This is a genomic window from Roseibium sp. R5, from assembly GCF_055755305.1.
On sequence record NZ_CM146910.1, the window covers coordinates 4,217,911 to 4,237,416 of the forward strand.

Sequence of the window (19,506 nt, forward strand, 5' to 3'; positions counted from 1 at the left end):
TTCCGTATTGGCATCAGCGGTTTCCTCATCAGCCGCGCAAGCGTTCTGTTGGCTCACGCATTGTGACGAGCTCTTCCGCTGCGGTCGGGTGCACCGCGATCGTCCGGTCAAAGTCAGCTTTGGTTGCGCCCATTTCAAGCGTTATTCCAAGGATTTGCGCAAGCTCACCAGCGTCTGGGCCAACAATGTGAACCCCAAGTACTTTTTGGCTGTCCGCATCGACGATCATCTTCATGAGCATCTTCTCATCACGGCCAGACAGCGTATGCTTCATTGGCCGGAAGCTGGACTTGTAGATGTCCAGGTTTGGTGTGCGCTCCAGAGCTTCTTCCTGTGTCAGACCGACTGTGCCCATTTCCGGCTGAGAAAACACGGCTGTCGCTATGAGGCTGTGATCCACCGTCCAGGGTTTGTTGCCGAATACAGTGTCCGCGAACGCGTGGCCTTCCCGGATTGCGACCGGGGTCAAGTTTGCCCTGTTGGTCACATCTCCAACGGCATAGATCGACTCAACATTTGTGCGGGACTCTTCATTGACCTTGATCGCACCGATCGCATCGGTCTCAACGCCTGCTTTTTCCAATCCGAGCTCCCGCGTATGCGGGCTCCGGCCAATCGCAAACATGATTTGGTCCGCAGCCAGGTTTTCGCCGCCATTGGTGCAGCCGATCAAGGAGCCGTCCGACTGCTTATCGATGGACGAGAAGGTATCATTCAAGACAACCTTGATCCCCTTCTTTTCCATTTCCTCGCGCACAGTCCGGCGCAGGTCCATATCAAATCCGCGCAGGATTTCAGGACCCCGATAAATCAGGGTCGTGTCGACACCGAGGCCATTGAAAATGCCGGCAAACTCCACGGCGATGTAGCCGCCGCCGGCAACCACCACACGGTTCGGTAATTCGCTCAAGTGAAATGCTTCATTTGACGTGATGACGTGCTCACCGCCCGGCAAGCTGTTATCGACATTTGGCGAGGCTCCGACCGCTACAAGGATATACTTCGCGGTGATCGTCTGACCCGTGGACAACAAACGAACCGTGTGGGCGTCTTCGATAACGGCGCGGCTGTCGTGAATTTCGACGCCGGTGTTGTCAAGGTTCCGGCGGTAGATCCCTTCCAGGCGCGTGATCTCCTGATCCTTTGCCGCGATCAGTTTGTCCCAGGCAAAACTACGTTCGCCGACACTCCAGCCAAAGCCCTCAGCATCTTCAAACTCTTCGGAAAACTTGGATGCGTAGACGAACAGTTTTTTGGGAACACAGCCGCGGATCACACAGGTTCCGCCGTAACGGTATTCTTCTGCAATACCGACCCGAGCGCCATGTGTGGCCGCAATCCGGGCCGCACGAACGCCGCCGGAACCGCCACCGATCACAAACAGATCATAGTCAAAATCGCTCATTCAATGCCTCTCGGGATTTGGTATTCGAACGGCCAGCGGACGCGGCCATGAAGCCCAGATAAGCTCTCAGTCCCCATTCACAAGGCTTGGCCTTGGTCAGCTCGGTGTCCTGAAACGCATACCTTATTGCACAAAGGGCCGCTTACGCGGCCCGGTTTGCAGACAGTGCGGACGATTGCCCCGTCTCAAGATCTGAAAAAGCATGCGCAAACTCATTGCTCACGCCTTGATCACTTATTGGTTTGTGGCCGCAGCGCTGCGCTTGTCCAATTCTTCCTGCACCATCGCAACGATATCGACGCTCAACCGATCCTGCCATTCGCGGCTGGCTTCCACAGATGCAGCTGTAATGTCGGCGACACTGTCGCGCAATTTCATACCGAGCGGGGTACGATAGAATTCAGCCAGTTGGACCAGCTCTTCTTCGGTGAATGCGGTCGCCCAAATGCGGAAGATCTGCTCGTTCAATACGGCGCGGCGCGGGGCTAGCTCCAACGCGACCTGTTCCACGACCTCTGCGATTTCTTCCGCACGCGTCGGTTCATTCTGCGTGAATGCGGACAGGGTCTGTTCCGCCATTACGAACAAGATGGCGTCAAACGGTTCCAAGACTTTGGTTTCCAAGGCAACAGCTTTTGCAGCTTCCAAATGACTTTCTGAAAAGCTGTCCTGAGCAACCGCACCGCCGGAGATCGCGCCCCACGCCAACATGGCGAGACCAACACCGGCAAACTTCACTGACTTCATTTCCTTGACTCCTTGGCGGTTTTCCGGAGGCGATCCGGCAACCAAAATTCGCTAAATCGACGCAGGCGTAATCGTCTTTACCCCATCTTCACCGGCCACGTAAGCCTTGGAGGCAAGATTGAGGAAAAGACCATGCTCAACAACGCCCGGGATCTTTACCAGAGCTTGTGCAAGCGTTTCAGGTTCTTCGATCTTCAGAAGATGGGCGTCAAAGATGTGATGCCCGCCATCTGTGACAAAAGGATGCCCCCCGGCCATTCTCAGCTGTAGGTCTTGAGGCAAGCCCATTTCCTTAAACAGCGACAGAATGGCCTGCCGCGTGGCCTCTTGACCAAACGGCACAACTTCAATCGGCAACGGAAATTGCCCAAGCGTATCAACGTTCTTTGTGCCATCTGCGATGACGATCATTTTGCCGGAAGCAGCTGCGACAATCTTTTCCCGCAGCAAGGCTCCGCCGCCGCCCTTAATCAGGGCCAGGTTGGCATCCAGCTCATCTGCACCGTCAACGGTCAGATCCAGCTCGGGCAACTCTTCCAAGGTGGTGAGTTTTATTCCCAAACTGGCAGCAAGCTCTGCTGTGCGCTCAGATGTTGGAACACCGATCACGTCCAGTCCGTCTGCGACCCGTTTTGCAAGGGCATGAACGAAGAACTCAGCAGTCGACCCTGTGCCGATACCAAGACGCATGCCGGAGGTGACATCCTCTGCCGCGCGTTCAGCTGCCTGCTGTTTCAGGTTGTCGCTCATCCCTCGCCCTTTCCGGCCTCAGCGTCGCTGTTTAGCACCGCATTTCCAGCGCTTGCCCTCCGATCAGTTCAGATGGCCGCGCGGTCCTTAGCATGTCAGGCAAGCACGGGTCCAGATCGTTTCCAGTTTTCAACCAAGAACGGCGCCTGCCAACATATTGGGCATGGTTAACGTAAGGTTCAGACCCTTCTGGAAATATTGCCTGATTGAATCGCAGAACACTTTATAAGGGCGCGACAAATGTTCAGTGTTAAGATGCGGCGGAAGACTTCTGTTGGCGAAGTCGACTTGGTGCCTGACGACACTCAAGCACACGAGAATCCAGTCTCAGATGGCGACGCCAAAACTGAGAACGCATCCAGCGGTCTGAGCCGTGCCCTCGACAGTCTGGAAGATGACCTTCAAGTTGCGGCGAAAAGTATTGATGCTGCGGCCACCAAAGTGCAGGACCGCTTGGTGGAGCAGGCCAGCACCTTGGGATCCATCATATCTGAAAGCCAGGTCCTGACCGATCAAGCAGCCAAAGCCAACGATAATGTTGGCGAGCTGACGCATTCCATTCAAGAACTCTCCGCCGCCAGCGCACAAATCGGCTCCCAGGTCAGCGTTTCAAATGATTTGGCGGTTGAGGCCCGCGATATTGCCGACCAAGCCAATCAAGGCGTTCTAGAGCTTAAAAACGCAATCGAAGATATCGCAAATGTTGTCGGTCTCATCTCTGACATCGCAAAGCAGACCAACCTTCTGGCGCTAAATGCGACCATTGAGGCGGCACGTGCCGGGGACGCCGGCAAGGGATTTGCCGTGGTTGCCGGCGAGGTGAAGTCGCTCTCCGTGGAAACCCAATCTGCCACAGAACAGATCGTTGCCAATATCAACAAGCTGAACCAATCCGCTGAAATGAGTATTGGATCCGTTGGTCGGATCATTGACGTGATCGGCCAAATTCGTCCAAGTTTCGCGGCAGTCGAACAAGCGGTGCAGGCGCAGGTCGAAACCACCGAAACAGTGAGCCGGCAAGCCGAAGATACCAAAAGCTTCGTTCAAGACGTCGTGCGCCACGTCGACCGGATTAACGCCTCTGCCGCCGAGGCTGAGCAAAGTGGTACGCTGGTTCGCGATGCCGGTGACAATATGAGCGCCAGCACCAAGGCGCTCCAGGCCCGCTTTGCCATGATGATCCGGCAGACGGATGTTGGTGACCGTAGGGTTGATGATCGATTGCCGCTGAAATTGTCAGGAACGGCGACCAGTGGAAATGTCACGATGCGGATCGAAACGCGAGACATTTCCATGGGCGGCGTTTTGTTCATTACCGACGCTGACACTCTCCCGTACACAGGCGCTGTGCTGCGTCTTGACTTGAGTGGGATCGGCGCGACGGAAGCAAAGGTCGTAAACGTTTCAGATGGTGGATGTCATTGCGCCTTCACGTCTTCGGCGGGGGCTTTCAGGAGCGCGCTAGAACAACGGATAGCGTCTTTGAAGCAAGGCTTCGCCAAGCAGATTGAAACAGCGCAATCTGGTGCGGCGCGGGTCGCCTTGGCAATGGAACACATGATTGAAAGTGGCGCGTTGTCCCTGGACGCTCTCTTTGACACGGACTATCGGCCGATAGACGGCACCGACCCTCTCCAGGTTTCGACAAGAGCGCTCAGTTCCTTGGAACGCGCGCTGCCGGATATTCAGGAGGAGATCCTGAAAAACAGCTCTGGTATGGCTTTTTGCGCAGCAGTCGACCGCAACGGGTACCTACCGGTTCACAACCTCATCTTCTCAAAACCGCAAAAGCCGGATGATCCCGCCTGGAACACTGCCAACTGCCGGAACAAACGGATCTTTGATGACCGGGCCGGCTTGAGCGCTGCCCGCAACATGCGGCCCTATCTTGTCCAGTCCTATCCAAGGGACATGGGGGGCGGAAACATCATCTGGATGCAGGAAATTGATGCGCCGATCCTGGTGCAAGGCCGCCATTGGGGCGGGTTCCGCACGGCCTATAAGCTGTGACAACCGATGGCCTTGTAACGTTTTGATTTTCGCTTCAAAGCCAGGCGTCCAATCCCTTGCGGGATCTTGCGGGAAGCCACAAAGACAGCTAGGCAGAACCCTGTTTTCTTATAGCTGAGGGTTTCATGTCTGTACTTGTGTTCGATCTGGACGGCACACTCGTGTCTTCCATGGAAGATCTTGTTGCGACCTTGAATGCGGTTCTGGACAAGGCGGGACATGGGACTGTTCCTCAGGACAAGGTCGCCAACATGGTTGGTATGGGAGCCAAGGTGCTTTTGCAGCGCGGTTTGGACTATCTTGAAATTGCCTGGTCGGACGAGACAATCACACCGCTTTATGAAGACTTCCTGGAGTACTACGCTGCCAACATCGCTGTTCACACACGGCCGTTCGATGGTGTTGTTCCAACACTAGACCGTTTCCGTGCCGATGGCTGGAAGCTGGCGGTTTGCACCAACAAGACCGAGCGCCTCACCCTGCCCTTGCTTGCCGCGCTCAATATGACAGATCACTTCGATGCGGTGGTCGGAGGCGATACCTTCGCCGTTTCCAAGCCCCATGCAGAACCGGTCCTGGGTGCCATAAAGCGCGCTGGCGGCACCCCGGAGGGCTCAATCATGATCGGCGACAGTGTAACCGACATCAAAGCTGCCCGCGCCGCGGGCATTCCCGTTGTGGCCGTTGATTTTGGATATACGCCTGTACCGGTTAGTGAACTTGGTCCGGATCGCATCATTTCCCATTTTGACGAACTTGCGGATGCAGTCGCCGACCTTCGAACCAAGCATCAGGGATAATGCCCGGAAAGGACGATACAGCTTCTGCCTTCCCGTAAGTCGCCAGATTAGGCTCGTGTGCATTCATTACTGAGGGCGACTAGCTCGGCGTGAGAGCACTTCTTTCGCATGGAAGGGGCACTGGTTGAATCCTAGCATCTCCAACCACACTGAGGCTCTATTCGCCTGACTTCGCTTTCTACTCTTGCCAACTTCATCAACTAGCTGCCCGCTCCCGCCTCTGAACCGCGGCAATCCCCAAGGGAATTGACCAGTTTCATCAGCGCAACTGTCACAATTTGCACAGCCTGCTAATCTTGCACGACTGATTCCCGATAAGGCTGAAAACGATGGCAACGCAAACAGCGCCGAATACCATTCGAGACAGATTGCTGAAGGGCATCGCTCTCCAACAGGCCAGCGAGTTCGAAAAAGCGCAGCGCATCTACAAACAAGCGGTCAAAAAAGCTCCGAACAACGCAGATGCTGTCCACCTTCTCGGGGTGACATACCGCCAACTCGGCTATCCGAAACGCGCGCTTGAGTACATCAAAAAAGCAATCACCATCGATCCGAACCAGTCGCCCTTTTATGCGAACCTGGCGCGAACCATGCTCGATTTGGGGACCGATCCCGACAGTCTACTAGCAGTCTGCAACAAGGCCCTGTCACTAAACCCGCGTGAACGTGAGGCACTGAACATCAAGGGCATTGCTCTTACTCAAAAGAAGGAATTCGAAGAGGCTGAGATGATCTTTCAGAGCCTCATCGTTGAAGACCCGGACAACAAGGACGCCTATCGTAATTTCGGAACGCTATTGATGGATGCCAATCGCGCCAATCACGCGGTTAACTTCTTTATCAAGGCGGTAATGCTGGAGCCCGACAATCCGGAAAACTATTTGCTCAGAGCACGCGCTCGTCTCAAACTCAAGCAATACGAGCCAAGCCAGTACGAACTAACCGAGGCCCTTGAGCGGTTCCCCGAAAACGCCGACGTAAAACATGAAGCGGCGCGCCTTTTGTTCTCCATGAACGAGTCAAATCTTGCGGTCTTCTACTCAAAACAGGCGCACGAAGCTGACCCTTCAGATTACCACAAATGTGTAACGCATGGCGTGAATTTGCTTATGCACGGTGATCACAAAGAAGCACTTCAGGTCATGAAAAAGGCCAAAAAGCATGCGCCGCCAAATAATCGAACTGTGGATTGGAACCTGGCACTAGCCTATCTCGCGAACGGTGACCTTAAGAACGGCTGGGAACTTCATACTGCGCGATTTGAAGATCCTTCAGCCCAAATCCTGCGGCGAACATTCGAGGTCCCAGAATGGAAAGGCGAAGACATTTCAGACAAGACGATACTCGTCTGGGCTGATCAGGGACTCGGAGACGCTCTGAAAGCAGGCACTATGTTGCCTGAGTTAATCGAATTGGCTGGAAAGGTAATTATCGAACTCTCGGAGAAAGGCGCCAAATATACGCAGTATTGTTTTCCAGAAGCCGTGTCCCGATTGGCACGAATGGATGAAAACAATTTTCAAACCTCCTTTGATTACGATCTGCACGTTAATATTGGAGAGCTCGTAAAGCATTTCAGACCGACGCTTGAGTCGTTCAAGACCGCCCCTTGCCCCGTCTATTCGTTCGAGAGGGATAGGGCAGTCGAATATTTGAAGCGTTTGAAGGGCTATCAAGACAAACCCGTCATCGGCTTTTCTTGGCGTTCCAAAAACCTCGCCGTGAACAGAGCGCGGTATTATCTTTCTGCGCCCGGAGTCACGCCCATATTGAAATCCAGAGATGCGATTTTCGTGAACCTCCAATACGCGGCGTTGGATAAAGAACTCAATTATCTGAAAGACCAAGCCGGAGACCATTTCCATAACTTCGATGACGTCGATTTGTTTGATGATCTGCTGGGGGCTGCAGCACTAACAGCTGCCTGTGATTTCGTTGTATCGGCGAATACCAGTGTCGCGGATATGGCCGGCATTCTTGACGTGCCAGCAATCCGTTTTGGCCAACAGGAGCCTCCGCTTCTGCTGGGTCAAAAAAATCCGCCTTGGTATCCTTCGATGACCTACATGCATCCATACACGGACAAGGCGTGTGTGGAGTTTGTGCCGGAAATCATCAAGGAAATGGACCGCCAGCTGGAAAACTGGACGCCGGAGCGACGCAACAAGCGCCTCGGACTTTAGATCCGCGCTTAAGCGGGTTTCCGCACAATCGCGACCAAGGTATCGGTGGCGTCGATCCGGTTAAGAGCCGCTTCATAGGAATTTCTAAGGTCTGATGTATCCATTGCCGCGAGTGTGGATTTGTGCCCACCGGGGCGCCCTCTGGACAGCCAGCCCAAATGATTGGACAGCGGATACCTCTGAACACCTTCAATAACGATCTCGGCGAACCCCGAAGCCGCCAACAGCCGTCTCAAGCTGTCACGGGTATGAAGCACCAGATGCTGGCTCCACAAAGTGAATTCTTTAAACTCATCGCAATTCAGTTGGTTTAGCAGAACATCCCCGGCGTGCGGAACCTCAGCGACCATCACGCCGCCTGGTTTCAAGACACGGTACAGCTCGTGCAGAATGGGAGCGGGCTCGGGAAGATGTTCCAGGACATGAAAACTCAGGACACTGTCCATTGAACCGTCCGGCAAAGCTGACAAGGACTTGTGGCACAATATCCCGGCAGCATTTAGAGCCGTGACATAATCCTCTTGCAATTCCACACCGCAGCAGCTCTGAGCTTCATTGCACACAGAATGGAGAAAGGCGCCGTCACCACAGCCAAATTCGACGATGTGCTTGCCAGTCACGAAGGGGCGGTAGGCCTCAACACGCCGCGATGCATCTACCGTGACTTCATAGTCCCGTTTGCCTATCAAAGCCTCATTTGCTTGCCGGTAGTCACCCTCTTGATAGACTTCATCGCCCCCGTAATACCCGTCAATATAGATCACCCCTGAAAGCTGGTCGCGATAAACGGTGACATCCTCACGATCGCGGGTACGCGTCGCAAAGACCTCCTGCGTCTCCTTACTGGCGACGCCCAGTTCTGCCAGCGTGTCATAAATGCTTGCCATCAGCTGTTCCTCAGCATTCCGTTCAGGACTGGTGTCCTGTAGCCCTTGCATATGCTTCCAGTGCCAACCAATCCCGTGGGGTATCCAGATCAATCTCGACCGCATCTGGCAGAACGACAGGGACGCTGCGCCCGAAGAACCTCACACCTGCGGACACAAAGGCATCCTTGCGAAGTGCGTATATTGCACCTGTTTCCCTAAACTCTTTTGGACGGTCCTGACGGCGCTGACGCGGTTTGCTGGCATCATGATTGATCCCCCTCCCCGTACCGTCGGCCTCGATCAGCCACAGAAAAGCGTGCACTTCGACAACAGAAAATGCCGTATCCGCGTCCAATTCCGCACGAGCCGTCACGACCTGATCGATCTCCTCAGATGTCGTTAGTGGCGAAGTACACTGCAGAAAAACAACCGTGTCCGCCGCTTGGCATGCATCGTTTTCTGAGATTGCATGCAGGACAGCGCTTTCAGAAGAGGCTTCATCCCCCGAGATATCTGCCGGTCGCTTCAAGGTTGCAGCTCCATACTCACGCGCAACGCTTAGGATTGTTTCATCGTCGCTTGAGACGAGGACATCAGAGATCGTTTTTGCACACAGCGCAGCTTTGATTGCGTGAGCGACCAACGGGATCCCAAGGAAAGGCCTGATGTTCTTTCCCGGTATACCCTTGGACCCACCCCGCGCAGGGATGACCGCTGCGACCCTTTCCATGCTTAGACCTCCAGATTTACTTCAAAGGCCTGGCGTGTTGAGTGCCGCTTTCTTCAGATCGTAAATGGCCATCCGGCGCGCGATCTCGGGGGCCAAGATCTCCGGTTTCCATCCAAGCATTTCCTGCGCCTTGGCATTGTCACCGCGCAGATACACCACGTCGGATGCCCGGAAGTATCGGGGATCGACATAGGCAATCAACTTGCCCGTCTTCCGGTCGTAGCACTTTTCTTCCAGGCCCTCGCCTTCCGAATGAAGATCAAAGCCAACCTCCTGCGCAGCCATAAAGAGGAAGTCACGCACCGTGTATTCCGTGTTGGTCGAGATCACGAAATCGTCTGGCTGGTCATGCTCCAGCATCTTGATCATCATGTCCGTGTACTCGGGCGCATATCCCCAATCGCGCACACTGCTCAAGTTTCCGAGCGGCAATGCGTCTTTGCCCTGGAGTTTGATTTCCGCCAGCCAGCTTGTGATCTTCCGGGTGACAAACTCCAGCCCCCGCAGTTCGGATTCATGGTTGAACAAGATCCCCGAGGTTGCAAACATATCATACGCTTGCCTATAGTTGACTACCAGAGAATGCGCCCCCAGTTTGGAAACAGCGTAGGGACTGAGCGGATTGAATGGCGTTTTTTCCGTCTGCGGTTTCTCCAGAACGTCGCCGTACATCTCAGACGTGGAGGCCTGATAGAGTTTTGTATCCAGCTTCAAGATACGCATGGCTTCAAGGATGTTCAGCACACCCATATAGTTCACGTCAGAGGTGTAGTGCGGAAACTGGAAACTGTCGGCTACGAAACTTTGCGCGGCAAGATTATAGATCTGATCCGGCCTGATCTCGTTCAAAACATTCTGAACATTGGCAAATTCGGTCACTTCCAAAGTGCAGTACTTGATCTTGTCCCGGATGCCGAGTTCGTTCAGACGGCCGGTCTTGGATGTGCTGCCCCGGCGCATTGCTCCATAGACTTCATGCCCTTTTTCAAGAAGGCCACGCGCCAGAAATGCTCCATCCTGACCGGAAATCCCGGTAATCAGCACCTTAGCCATTTTTTTTCTCCTAACTGCCGGATGGCCTTGTCAAAACCATCTCCCTCTGACAGATGTCCCTGCCAGACTTCCAGGACTTTGCGGCCTGGTCCGTTAATATATTGCGTTGGGTCTCCGAGGTCCCCTTCGCCAAATTCAATGCCCTCGCCATCAATTCCCACCGCATCGGCAATGTGGATGTGCCTGGAGAGTGGCAGAAGCCTTGAGCACCAATTGCCCCAATCCGCCTTCGAGTAATTCGCGGACAGGATCAGGTGAGACAGATCCAGACAAACCTCCATGCCGATAGACGTGATGATATCGATGTCATCCTCACCGCAGAACATGTCGAGGACCTCAGCACCGCCGAAATACCAAGCAATCCGAGGGAGCCACTGCGGAAAAATCGGAGCTCCACGATCACGGCCAGCCTTGAGAAGAGATGCATGCAACTGATCATATGTCGCGGCCTTGCCCTCCGGAAGGACCCGGGAAAAGCTGCCAACGATCGGAACACTGGCGCCTGTGCGTTGCTCAAGCTCCAAGGCCAAATCAACACAGATTTCGATTACTTTCAGGCTGCGGCTTTGGGTGTCGGCATCCGCAGCCAGTGGGTCGATCAGAGTTTTGCTGTCAATGTAATCCGGAATGTGGATTGAGTAATGGCGGTTCAGATCCAAACCAGCCAACCCGTCATCCATAGATGCGCCAAACCTTGCAACTTCTTCGTAGGACAAATGAAGTTCATTGTTTTTGATTGGAAACCGCGATTGGAGCACGGCAGCATCGTGCAAGCGAATTGGTATGGACAGTTGCTTCTCGTCGCAGAATCCAACCAATTCGGGCTCAAGCGGCGGTTTCGGTTCGGTGAAATGCAGCTCTGAAATGGCTACACCCTCAGCCACTGGCCGCCGGATGTTTGTAAGCTGGCGTTTTTTTATTTCAGCCCAGGTCAGTCCTTTCCGGGGTGCTTTAACAACGACATTGGCCACGCTCAGTGTCTCGCCTGCTTCAATTGCGCGGTTGGCATACAATGATGATCCAAGGTTCTGCATGTTTATGCGTTCACCTTGATTGATCTCGCGCTTTCCAGACCCTTGGACCGTGGAATAAGCATTCAAAAGCTGGCACATGCGGATGAACTCCGACGGGTCAGAAGATGAACTGTCATCAATGCCCTTGCCGTTCTTGTCCATCGTCAAATGGCGTTCAAACACCGTCGCGCCGTTCCCCGCGGCAACAAGGCAGACTTCCCAGTCTTGATCGTGGCTTGAATATCCGATTTCCGCATCGGTCTTTTGCTTCAGCGTTTCAATGAACTTCATCTGCTGGTTTCCGAGCAGAACCGGATAGTTCGAAATGCAGTGGAGATAGCAAACACCAGGCACATGACGGGTCGTGTCTATGGCGCGGAAGATATCCTCTTCGGTGTGCCCACCGGTGCTCAAGATCAAGGGCTTGCCGAGCGACGCCATTGAACTCACAAGATCGCTGTTCATGAGTTCCGCTGACGGCACCTTAAAAAAGTCAAACGTATTCAGCTGATCCCCGAAATCATCGGCATCTTCAAATTTGAAGAAACTGATGCCCGCAGCCATCCCTTTGTTCTTGATGTATTGGGCAAGCGCCAGGATGTCTTCAGGCGGTATGTAACTTTCATCGATTTCTTTGCTCAGGATCTCATCGCCAATCTCGCTCACGGCCTGGTAGAATCCGGCCTGACCGCGATACTGGAATTTCACACCCCAAGCGCCTGCGGAAGCGGCAACATCAATAAGCTGTTCTGCGACCTGTGATGACCCGCGATGGTTGATGCCGAGTTCGGCAATAATCTTCATCCGTCCCTATCCCGACTCGGAATTGATTGTTTGTGCGCCTACTGAAAACCCGTGAAGCTTGCGCCAAGGTTATTGCATGCATCACGCTGTGGATATTAACCGGCTTTGCGTTGGCACTGCCGTCCACAGCTTAACTCTGTATTTGAAATGGTATTGAGGATAATTGACGGTGTTATAGCATGCAGGCGAACTGAATGCCCCGCGCAGAAAAAAGGCCGGGTCGCCCCGGCCTTTGTGATTCTCAGTCAATGGAGACGTCCGTTAGCCGACGAATGCGCGTTCGACGACGAATTCTGCCGGCTTGTTGTTGGCGCCTTCGGTGAGGCCAGCTTCTTCCAGCAACGCCTTGGTGTCGCGCAACATGTCCATGGAGCCGCAGATCATGCCGCGGTCAATCGCCGGATCAAGCGGCGTAACGCCGAGGTGTTCAAACAACTTGCCTGACTGGATCAGGTCGGTGATCCGGCCCTTGCGCGGGAAGTCTTCCCGGGTAACCGAGGTGTAGTGAATCAGCTTGTCTTTCGCGAACTCACCGATCAGCGGATCATTGAGTGTTTCCTGAACAAGGTCCTCACCATACTTCAGCTCAGCCACTTCCCGGCATGTGTGGGTCAGGATCACCTGATCGAACTTCTCATAGGTGTCCGGATCCCGGATCAGGCTGGCGAACGGCGCGATCCCTGTACCCGTTGAGAACATATAGACCCGTTTGCCCGGAACGAGTGCATCGTTGACCAATGTGCCCGTTGGTTTCTTTTTCATCAGAACCGCATCACCCGGCTGGATCTTTTGAAGATGAGATGTCAGGGGCCCGTCCGGCACCTTAATGGAAAAGAACTCAAGCTCTTCATCCCAGGCCGGGCTTGCGATCGAGTAGGCGCGGTAAAGCGGTTTGCCATCGATCATCAGACCGATCATGACAAACTCGCCGGAACGGAACCGGAAGCTGGACGGCCGGGTCATCCGGAAGCGGAACAGCCGGTCGGTGTAGTGCTGGACAGTCTTGACCTCTTCCACGAAAACACCGGCTGGGGCGGCGTCTGCGAGATCTGCGGGTTTGGCAAGTACGTTCATATTTGATCGATCCGTGGGTCTTGGCACATGCAATTAAAGCCCGTGTACCACCAAGTGCACCTTGACTTGAAGCAACATGGGACCACGAAATGCGCTTTCGGCAAAAAAAACATCCAAAAAAGCGGTGTAATGCGGTTTATCCGCTGGCGTCGGCAATGCCCGGCGGGCTTGGGAACAGCGACCTTCCCAGTCTGACCGTCAAAGCAATACCGCAGCGCAACATGTCCACTACTGACACACGACAAGACCAATCTTGTATTGCCGCTCAGCTTCTGGGCAGGTGACGGCCAGAAATTGATCAATGCGATCAAACCTCAAGCATTACCCGTGGATGGTTTACGACAAAATCACGAACATTCGACTTCACGTCGGATTTTATTTGACAGCCAAGTCAAAAACCAACAACTTACTGCAATCAAAAGATAAGCTTCAATAATACCTTCCAATGAGGCAAAGTAAATGTCCGGACGCGCGCACGACGACAGCTGTCAAAAAATAGCATTCGTGATCATGGAGCGTTTCTCCATGAATGCATTCGCGAGTGTCATCGAGCCACTTCGCATAGCAAATCGGATGCTTGGCAGGGACTATTACGTTTGGGAAACTTATTCCCTTGACGGTAATCCCGTGGTGGCGAGCAACGGGTGCGAAATTTCCGTAAAAAAATCTATTCGCGACCTTGGCGATGCGGACATTACACTTTTGTGTACTGGCGTCGATGTCGAGCGCTTGCCTCTTGATCCGGAACTCGGCAATAAACTGCGCCGTCTCAATGCCCTTGGCCGGACATTCGGTGCCATCTGTACCGGCGCCTATTTGCTGGCCCGTTACAATCTTCTCGATGGCCGCCGCTGCACCATCCACTGGGAAAACCTCCGCTCCTTGCGCGAAGAATTCCCGGACGTTGAAGTGACATCAGATATCTTCTCGATTGACCGCAACTGCATCACCTGCGCTGGCGGAATGGCCTCTTTGGACATGATGTTGCGGCTTATCGCTATTCAGCATGGCGCCTACCTCGCGCACGAAGTGGCCGAAGTTGCGCTCTATCAGAACATGCGGTCTGGCGAATCCGCCCAGCGCCACGACATTGAAGCCCGGACCGGGATTTCCAACGCCAAGATCCTCGATGCGATCCGGATTATGGATCTGCATATTGAAGACCCGCTCAGCTGCCAGCAGCTTGCCATGACGGTGAACCTGTCTCCGCGTCAGCTGGAACGGTTGTTCCGCCGGCACTTCAACTGCACGCCAGGTCAGTATTATCTGCGTTTGCGTCTTGAGACCGCGCGCGATCTGTTGCGGCGCACGAGCCGTCCGGTTCTGGACGTCGCACTTGCCTGTGGCTTTGCATCCACATCGCATTTCACAAAGTGCTACCGGGAGCGCTTCTTGTGCACCCCGACAGAAGAGCGTCAGTCCTATCAATGGGCCAATACCAAACCAACATCGAATGTTGGCACGGCGACCCCCATGCGTCTTGTCGCGAAGTAAGTACGGCCATTCCAACTTGCAAACGCCGCTCCGACTGGGGCGGCGTTTCTATTTATAACCAGTGGGATGGTCTTTATTGTCCAGGCCTTCGGTAGTCTGCCAGGACAGTCTCGATCCATCCTTCGGCCCGAATCTTTTGAAGCTGTTCTTCGAAGCGGTCGAAAAGGTGCGCACAGGGCGATGTCCGAGAGAACAGAATATGCACGCCATTGGAGACAACCGGCCACTCCAGATCGATTAGCTGATCCGCCCCCTCACCCTCCTCAATGATTTTCAACCCGTGAAATCGGCCGAGGACGGCATAATCCGCGTTTTCGTTCAGCAGCATCGCAAGCATATCACGTCTAAAATCCGTTGGAACGGGAGCAATTTCCTGCATCGCGAGATGTTCATGCGCATATTGGTCGAATTCTTCGCCATAAGATCCGCCAAACGGCCTGATGCCCAACCGGCCCACCAGATCGGACCACTTCGATAAGGGAAACTCCTTGCCCTTCAAAACAAAAATAGCAACTTCGTCATCTAACACACTGGAAGAGTACCGGAATTTTTCTGCGCGCTCTTTTGTCCAGTATGCACCGAGAACAGCATCGAGACTGCCGTTTTCCAGTTGAACAATTTGCCGCTTGAAAGGCGTTATAGGTTGGAAGACGACATCGATCCCGACGCGACGCCCGAGTTCGATCATTGTTGCCGGCAGCACTCCAGACGCCAAGCCCGTGTCGCTAGGTCGCATGATGACCGGATACCAATCCACTGTCCCATTCACACGGATTCTGTCGCAGCGTTCCGCAGCTTGGGCCATACCTGCTCCGCCAGCAGACATCAGCAACGCCGCCAGCAGCACTCCCAGCAGGCGAGTAAACCCACGCCGGGATATAAGAGAAGTATTACATTTAGGACACATGTACCCGGGGTATCGAACCATAGATACCGTTCCTCGATCCTATCGGCCTTCTAAAAACCAGAGCGCCAAGCATCTCTGGTGACACTCAGACAGTCTGCGCATGCATTCCTAAAAAACACAAAACACAACTTCTGAAAACAAGCGGGTTGCATTAACGTAGAGACAGGGAGATCAACCCGTTATGCGCCAGAGGCCCAGAGGCACCAAATAGAGCCCGAGGCATAGAATTGCGCCAAGGAACGCGCGCCGGAACCCAGCATCGGACAAACGCCCCCGCAAGCGCTGACCTATAAATACACCGGTAAGGGCTGGAACAGTCAGGAGCAGAGACTGCACCGCTCCCTCAAATTCGAGAAGGCCGAAGCCGCCCAGCGCGAGCGCCAGCATGACCGTTGCAGACAAGAACAACAGCCCCATGGCCTGTACCAATTCGTCGCGATCAAGGCCCAAAGCCTGAAGATACATCACTCCCGGGACTGTATAAGCCCCCGTCAACCCGGAAAAAATCCCGTTCAACGCCCCAAGAAACACACCAACGGACCGTTCCCATTCCAACGGGATGTGCAAGCGAAGACCTGCGAGCATTGGCACTGCATAAGCAATCATCAAGGCACCCAGGATCAAATCCGGCACACCCTGTGGAGCCTTTGTCAGAATGAAAGTTCCAAGCATCAGCGTTGCAGAGGCCGCAGCGAGAAACGGCCATAGCCGGCTGATCAGTGCCTTCAGGTGCCCCCCGTAGACCGCTTGCCAGAGGTTGGTCAGGAAAGTGGGCCACAGGATCAGGACAATGGCCGCCTCAACCCCGACGAACACAGTCATCAAACCGAGGCTGATTGCCGGCAGCCCCATTCCAACGGTTCCCTTAACAATCCCCGCCAGAACAAAAACGGCCGCTGCGATCAGATAAAGTTCAGGGCTGTTCATCTATTGGCGACCGGCCCTCTTTCGGATGATCATTCTGCTACGGTTTCCGCCGGAGGCGCAGCGCTTTTGTACCCGCCTGCAGTTTCAAACCCGGCTTGATACGCGTCCAAGATACCGGCCTGCAGCTGCTCTTCAATGACCGCATTGAACTTCGGGAGCAGATCAACACAGGGTGATTTGCGTGAAAACATAAAATGCACTGAACGGCGCGCCGCTGTCCACGGAACATCCTGGATCTGCCCGTCGAACCCAAACGTGGACACCGCTTTCTTCCCATAGCTGCGGGACATCATGATATAATCGAACCTGCCATCTTTCAGCATCTCCAGATCGGCGGCGATGTCGTCAAGCGACTGGCTGTCAATAATAAGGTTATCAGCAGCGAATTTGTTGTTGTCTTCGCCAAGATGTACCCCGTAAGGCGCGCGTCCGCGCAATCCTATGAGGCTATTCAGATCGCGAGGTTTCTTCTTCATGCCCGTCCGGATAAAGACAGTCACCTCATCTTCGTGAACAGGGTTGCTAAGTTCAAATTTTTTAAGACGCTCCTCTGACAGATAGGCTCCCGCGAGAACATCAATACTTCCGTGCTCCAAAAGCGCAAACAGCCGGTTCCATGGCAGGTCCGGCCCATATTCGCTCCTGACAGGTGCCTGCTCGGAAACGGAATGCGTTATTGCCGGGAATATGCCTTTCATTTCGCCAAGGTTGGGTGTCCTCCAGGAAAAGGGCCGCCATTCATTGGCGCCATTCACCTTCAGAACGTCGCAACTTGCATATGCAGGGCCGCCAGCGAAGAGAACAACACTATACGCAACAAGAAATGCGAAAAGCCCCCCGCGCTTGCGTGGCTTAATACTTTGCCCCATTTTAATTGCACACTCCCCAGCCACACCTATAACACGAACAGTGCCCACATAGCTTACGGTAGGTCAAGTAAAATTGCCAAGGGCTGGTAAGCCCCTCTGAGCCCCCTGAGCTGAAATCGGGTTTTATTACCGATGTTTGGAATGTTAGATAATGTCATGATGAGTGCAGCCACCCCGATTATTGACAATACAACCGCACGCCAGCTTTTTCTGGATCGCCATAGTCTTGCGGTTCTTTCGGGCCGCACGACCACCGATCGTGTAAGCGAAACAATTTCCGCTCTTGGCTTTGTCCAAGTCGACAGCATAAACACGGTTTCCCGCGCTCATCACATGATCCTTTCCTCCCGCCTTCCCGGCTACAAGGAAACGCATCTCAAGCGGTTGCTTGAGAAAGACCGTCAGCTTTTCGAACACTGGACCCATGATGCTTCGGTGATACCTACAGCCTCTTTTCCCCATTGGCGATTGCGCTTTGACCGTGACCGGGCAAAGCTGATCGGGCGCTGGCGCAACTGGCGACAAAACGGTTTTGAAGAGAAATTCAACGAGGTCCTGAAACAGGTTTCCGACCATGGACCTGTTTCTTCTTCGACGGTGGGAGAAGATGAGGCCCGCAGCAAAGGTGGTTGGTGGAACTGGCATCCGTCGAAAACAGCGCTTGAGTTTCTGTGGCGGACGGGTGAGCTGTCTGTCTGTCACCGGCGCGGATTTCAGAAAATCTACGACCTGACCGAACGTGTCATTCCCCAAGCGCATTTGACACAGCATTTCGACGTGGACGAGACAATCGATTGGGCCGCTCGGTCGGCCCTGGACCGGCTGGGCTTTGCAACATCCGGAGAGATCGCGGCATTTTGGGACCTGATCACGCCTGCAGAAGCAAAAACGTGGTGCGAGGCCAAGCTGGCAACCGGTGACATTATTGAAACTTTGATCGAAGGCGCCGACGGCTCCCTTCGAAGAAGCTTCCTACTGCCGGAAACGCTGGCAACACTGGACAAACTGCCACCTCTGCCCTCAAGGGTGCGTATTCTCTCGCCTTTTGATCCGGCCTTGCGGGACCGTAAGCGCGCAGAACGCTTGTTTGGCTTTTACTACCGGATCGAAGTCTTCGTTCCCGAGCCGAAGCGGCAATACGGCTATTACGTCTTCCCCGTTCTGGAGGGAAACCGTTTAATTGGCCGGATTGATATGAAGGCCTACCGCGCCGATGACCGACTGCATGTCAGAGCGTTTTGGCCGGAGGTAAAGACCCGGATGGGTAAGGGCCGGGTTGGAAAACTGGAAAGCGAAATCGATCGGATCGCCAGGTTCGCGAACTGCGGATCTGTCAGCTTTGAGCCAGACTGGCTGCGAGTTTCTTAAAGCGCTCAGTTGAGCTTCCTACGACCAAAGCCGCATGACGCTTTGCCGCACAATTTTGGCTGGTGCCAGGATGTTTTTAATCTCATTATTTCGAATGTTCGAATTATCCAATTAATGGAGAAGATCATGACAGTCGAACGGGGAATTCTTCTGGTGGTTGGTGCGCTCGTCCTGGCGACTGTGCTGCTGGCTGTTTACGTGAACATCAATTGGCTTTGGGTGACCGGCATTCTCGGTGTGCATTTGATGCAGGCCTCTTTCACCGGCTTTTGTCCGGTGGTCATGACCTTGAAGAAACTCGGTCTGCCGCAACGCCCCGGTTTTTCCTGACACCCACGTGCAATTTTGATTGCCAAGCTGCCCGTAGCCCACCGGGCAGACCTGGCCTCACCGGATTGCCCGAGCCCACACTTGGGCAATCCGGTCTTTGTTCTTCAAAAACCCGTATCCATGTCTACCGGCCGCGGCATGCCGATTTCCAATCATGGGCCTCGGTCTGTGTA

17 protein-coding genes are annotated in these 19,506 nt (G+C 54.0%); 6 read left to right on the forward strand and 11 right to left on the reverse strand.

The genetic code is table 11. The annotated features are described in order from the left end of the window. Positions 1 to 28: 28 nt before the first annotated feature. The 3 genes from gor to rpiA all read right to left on the reverse strand — a co-directional run bounded on the left by gor (position 29) and on the right by rpiA (position 2,902). On the reverse strand, positions 29 to 1,405 hold the full coding sequence (gor, locus tag AC0J4F_RS19620; RefSeq protein WP_473024405.1) for a glutathione-disulfide reductase: 1,377 nt from the start codon (positions 1,403 to 1,405) through the stop codon (positions 29 to 31). A gap of 234 nt (positions 1,406 to 1,639) precedes the next feature. Next, positions 1,640 to 2,152: a DUF2059 domain-containing protein gene (locus tag AC0J4F_RS19625; RefSeq protein ID WP_209002454.1), complete on the reverse strand. Its 513-nt coding sequence runs from the start codon at positions 2,150 to 2,152 to the stop codon at positions 1,640 to 1,642. A 51-nt stretch (positions 2,153 to 2,203) separates the two neighbouring features. Beyond that, positions 2,204 to 2,902, reverse strand: a complete 699-nt coding sequence (rpiA, locus tag AC0J4F_RS19630) for a ribose-5-phosphate isomerase RpiA (RefSeq protein ID WP_473024407.1) — start codon at positions 2,900 to 2,902, stop codon at positions 2,204 to 2,206. A gap of 240 nt (positions 2,903 to 3,142) precedes the next feature. Here rpiA and AC0J4F_RS19635 point away from each other — a divergent pair, with 240 nt between their 5' ends. The 3 genes from AC0J4F_RS19635 (at position 3,143) to AC0J4F_RS19645 (ending at position 7,895) form a co-directional block, all read left to right on the forward strand. Continuing rightward, the gene (locus tag AC0J4F_RS19635) at positions 3,143 to 4,912 is read left to right on the forward strand and encodes a methyl-accepting chemotaxis protein (protein ID WP_473024408.1); all 1,770 of its coding nucleotides are present in this window, start codon (positions 3,143 to 3,145) and stop codon (positions 4,910 to 4,912) included. Between the two features lie 125 nt (positions 4,913 to 5,037). Then, complete coding sequence (gph, locus tag AC0J4F_RS19640) at positions 5,038 to 5,712, forward strand: phosphoglycolate phosphatase (protein ID WP_166672749.1); 675 nt, start codon at positions 5,038 to 5,040, stop codon at positions 5,710 to 5,712. A gap of 329 nt (positions 5,713 to 6,041) precedes the next feature. Further along, positions 6,042 to 7,895, forward strand: a complete 1,854-nt coding sequence (locus AC0J4F_RS19645; protein ID WP_473024409.1) for a tetratricopeptide repeat protein — start codon at positions 6,042 to 6,044, stop codon at positions 7,893 to 7,895. A gap of 8 nt (positions 7,896 to 7,903) precedes the next feature. Here the strand turns inward: AC0J4F_RS19645 and AC0J4F_RS19650 are convergent, their stop codons facing one another. The 5 genes from AC0J4F_RS19650 to AC0J4F_RS19670 form a co-directional block, all read right to left on the reverse strand. Further along, positions 7,904 to 8,782: a methyltransferase domain-containing protein gene (locus tag AC0J4F_RS19650; RefSeq protein ID WP_209002456.1), complete on the reverse strand. Its 879-nt coding sequence runs from the start codon at positions 8,780 to 8,782 to the stop codon at positions 7,904 to 7,906. A 22-nt stretch (positions 8,783 to 8,804) separates the two neighbouring features. Then, complete coding sequence (locus AC0J4F_RS19655) at positions 8,805 to 9,494, reverse strand: acylneuraminate cytidylyltransferase family protein (protein ID WP_133950455.1); 690 nt, start codon at positions 9,492 to 9,494, stop codon at positions 8,805 to 8,807. A gap of 21 nt (positions 9,495 to 9,515) precedes the next feature. Continuing rightward, positions 9,516 to 10,547 carry a GDP-mannose 4,6-dehydratase gene (locus AC0J4F_RS19660; protein WP_133950457.1) on the reverse strand — a complete coding sequence of 344 codons (1,032 nt, stop codon included), beginning with the start codon at positions 10,545 to 10,547 and terminating at the stop codon, positions 9,516 to 9,518. Beyond that, a complete protein-coding gene (locus AC0J4F_RS19665) occupies positions 10,532 to 12,364 on the reverse strand; it encodes an N-acetylneuraminate synthase family protein (RefSeq protein ID WP_473024410.1) in 1,833 nt (610 codons plus the stop codon). The genes AC0J4F_RS19660 and AC0J4F_RS19665 overlap by 16 nt, the downstream gene beginning before the upstream one ends. A 261-nt stretch (positions 12,365 to 12,625) precedes the next feature. Next, entirely contained in the window at positions 12,626 to 13,438 is an 813-nt protein-coding gene (locus AC0J4F_RS19670) for a ferredoxin--NADP reductase (RefSeq protein WP_473024411.1), read from the reverse strand. A 459-nt stretch (positions 13,439 to 13,897) separates the two neighbouring features. Between AC0J4F_RS19670 and AC0J4F_RS19675 the strand changes: the two genes are divergently transcribed. After that, positions 13,898 to 14,932, forward strand: a complete 1,035-nt coding sequence (locus tag AC0J4F_RS19675) for a GlxA family transcriptional regulator (RefSeq protein WP_209173553.1) — start codon at positions 13,898 to 13,900, stop codon at positions 14,930 to 14,932. Positions 14,933 to 15,005: 73 nt separating this feature from the next. Here AC0J4F_RS19675 and AC0J4F_RS19680 read toward each other — a convergent pair whose 3' ends face one another. From AC0J4F_RS19680 to AC0J4F_RS19690, 3 genes are all read right to left on the reverse strand, one after another. Beyond that, positions 15,006 to 15,860, reverse strand: a complete 855-nt coding sequence (locus AC0J4F_RS19680; protein ID WP_473024412.1) for a substrate-binding periplasmic protein — start codon at positions 15,858 to 15,860, stop codon at positions 15,006 to 15,008. 150 nt (positions 15,861 to 16,010) lie between these two features. Then, positions 16,011 to 16,766 (reverse strand): sulfite exporter TauE/SafE family protein, encoded by a 756-nt coding sequence (locus tag AC0J4F_RS19685; protein WP_473024413.1) that lies wholly within the window; start codon positions 16,764 to 16,766, stop codon positions 16,011 to 16,013. Between the two features lie 29 nt (positions 16,767 to 16,795). After that, entirely contained in the window at positions 16,796 to 17,635 is an 840-nt protein-coding gene (locus AC0J4F_RS19690; protein ID WP_473024414.1) for a substrate-binding periplasmic protein, read from the reverse strand. 156 nt (positions 17,636 to 17,791) lie between these two features. Here AC0J4F_RS19690 and AC0J4F_RS19695 point away from each other — a divergent pair, with 156 nt between their 5' ends. Together AC0J4F_RS19695 and AC0J4F_RS19700 are read left to right on the forward strand one after the other, a co-directional pair. After that, a complete protein-coding gene (locus tag AC0J4F_RS19695) occupies positions 17,792 to 19,003 on the forward strand; it encodes a winged helix-turn-helix domain-containing protein (protein ID WP_473024415.1) in 1,212 nt (403 codons plus the stop codon). 126 nt (positions 19,004 to 19,129) lie between these two features. Beyond that, positions 19,130 to 19,333, forward strand: coding sequence for a YgaP family membrane protein (locus AC0J4F_RS19700; protein ID WP_040453271.1), 204 nt, complete (start codon positions 19,130 to 19,132; stop codon positions 19,331 to 19,333). Positions 19,334 to 19,506 lie beyond the last annotated feature (173 nt).

Excerpts from the sequence above, each read along its gene's own strand:
- gor (WP_473024405.1), bottom strand. The coding sequence starts at position 1,405 with ATGAGCGATTTTGACTATGATCTGTTTGTGATCGGTGGCGGTTCCGGC.
- AC0J4F_RS19625 (WP_209002454.1), bottom strand. The coding sequence starts at position 2,152 with ATGAAGTCAGTGAAGTTTGCCGGTGTTGGTCTCGCCATGTTGGCGTGG.
- rpiA (WP_473024407.1), bottom strand. The coding sequence starts at position 2,902 with ATGAGCGACAACCTGAAACAGCAGGCAGCTGAACGCGCGGCAGAGGAT.
- AC0J4F_RS19635 (WP_473024408.1), top strand. The coding sequence starts at position 3,143 with ATGTTCAGTGTTAAGATGCGGCGGAAGACTTCTGTTGGCGAAGTCGAC.
- gph (WP_166672749.1), top strand. The coding sequence starts at position 5,038 with ATGTCTGTACTTGTGTTCGATCTGGACGGCACACTCGTGTCTTCCATG.
- AC0J4F_RS19645 (WP_473024409.1), top strand. The coding sequence starts at position 6,042 with ATGGCAACGCAAACAGCGCCGAATACCATTCGAGACAGATTGCTGAAG.
- AC0J4F_RS19650 (WP_209002456.1), bottom strand. The coding sequence starts at position 8,782 with ATGGCAAGCATTTATGACACGCTGGCAGAACTGGGCGTCGCCAGTAAG.
- AC0J4F_RS19655 (WP_133950455.1), bottom strand. The coding sequence starts at position 9,494 with ATGGAAAGGGTCGCAGCGGTCATCCCTGCGCGGGGTGGGTCCAAGGGT.
- AC0J4F_RS19660 (WP_133950457.1), bottom strand. The coding sequence starts at position 10,547 with ATGGCTAAGGTGCTGATTACCGGGATTTCCGGTCAGGATGGAGCATTT.
- AC0J4F_RS19665 (WP_473024410.1), bottom strand. The coding sequence starts at position 12,364 with ATGAAGATTATTGCCGAACTCGGCATCAACCATCGCGGGTCATCACAG.
- AC0J4F_RS19670 (WP_473024411.1), bottom strand. The coding sequence starts at position 13,438 with ATGAACGTACTTGCCAAACCCGCAGATCTCGCAGACGCCGCCCCAGCC.
- AC0J4F_RS19675 (WP_209173553.1), top strand. The coding sequence starts at position 13,898 with ATGTCCGGACGCGCGCACGACGACAGCTGTCAAAAAATAGCATTCGTG.
- AC0J4F_RS19680 (WP_473024412.1), bottom strand. The coding sequence starts at position 15,860 with ATGGTTCGATACCCCGGGTACATGTGTCCTAAATGTAATACTTCTCTT.
- AC0J4F_RS19685 (WP_473024413.1), bottom strand. The coding sequence starts at position 16,766 with ATGAACAGCCCTGAACTTTATCTGATCGCAGCGGCCGTTTTTGTTCTG.
- AC0J4F_RS19690 (WP_473024414.1), bottom strand. The coding sequence starts at position 17,635 with ATGGGGCAAAGTATTAAGCCACGCAAGCGCGGGGGGCTTTTCGCATTT.
- AC0J4F_RS19695 (WP_473024415.1), top strand. The coding sequence starts at position 17,792 with ATGATGAGTGCAGCCACCCCGATTATTGACAATACAACCGCACGCCAG.
- AC0J4F_RS19700 (WP_040453271.1), top strand. The coding sequence starts at position 19,130 with ATGACAGTCGAACGGGGAATTCTTCTGGTGGTTGGTGCGCTCGTCCTG.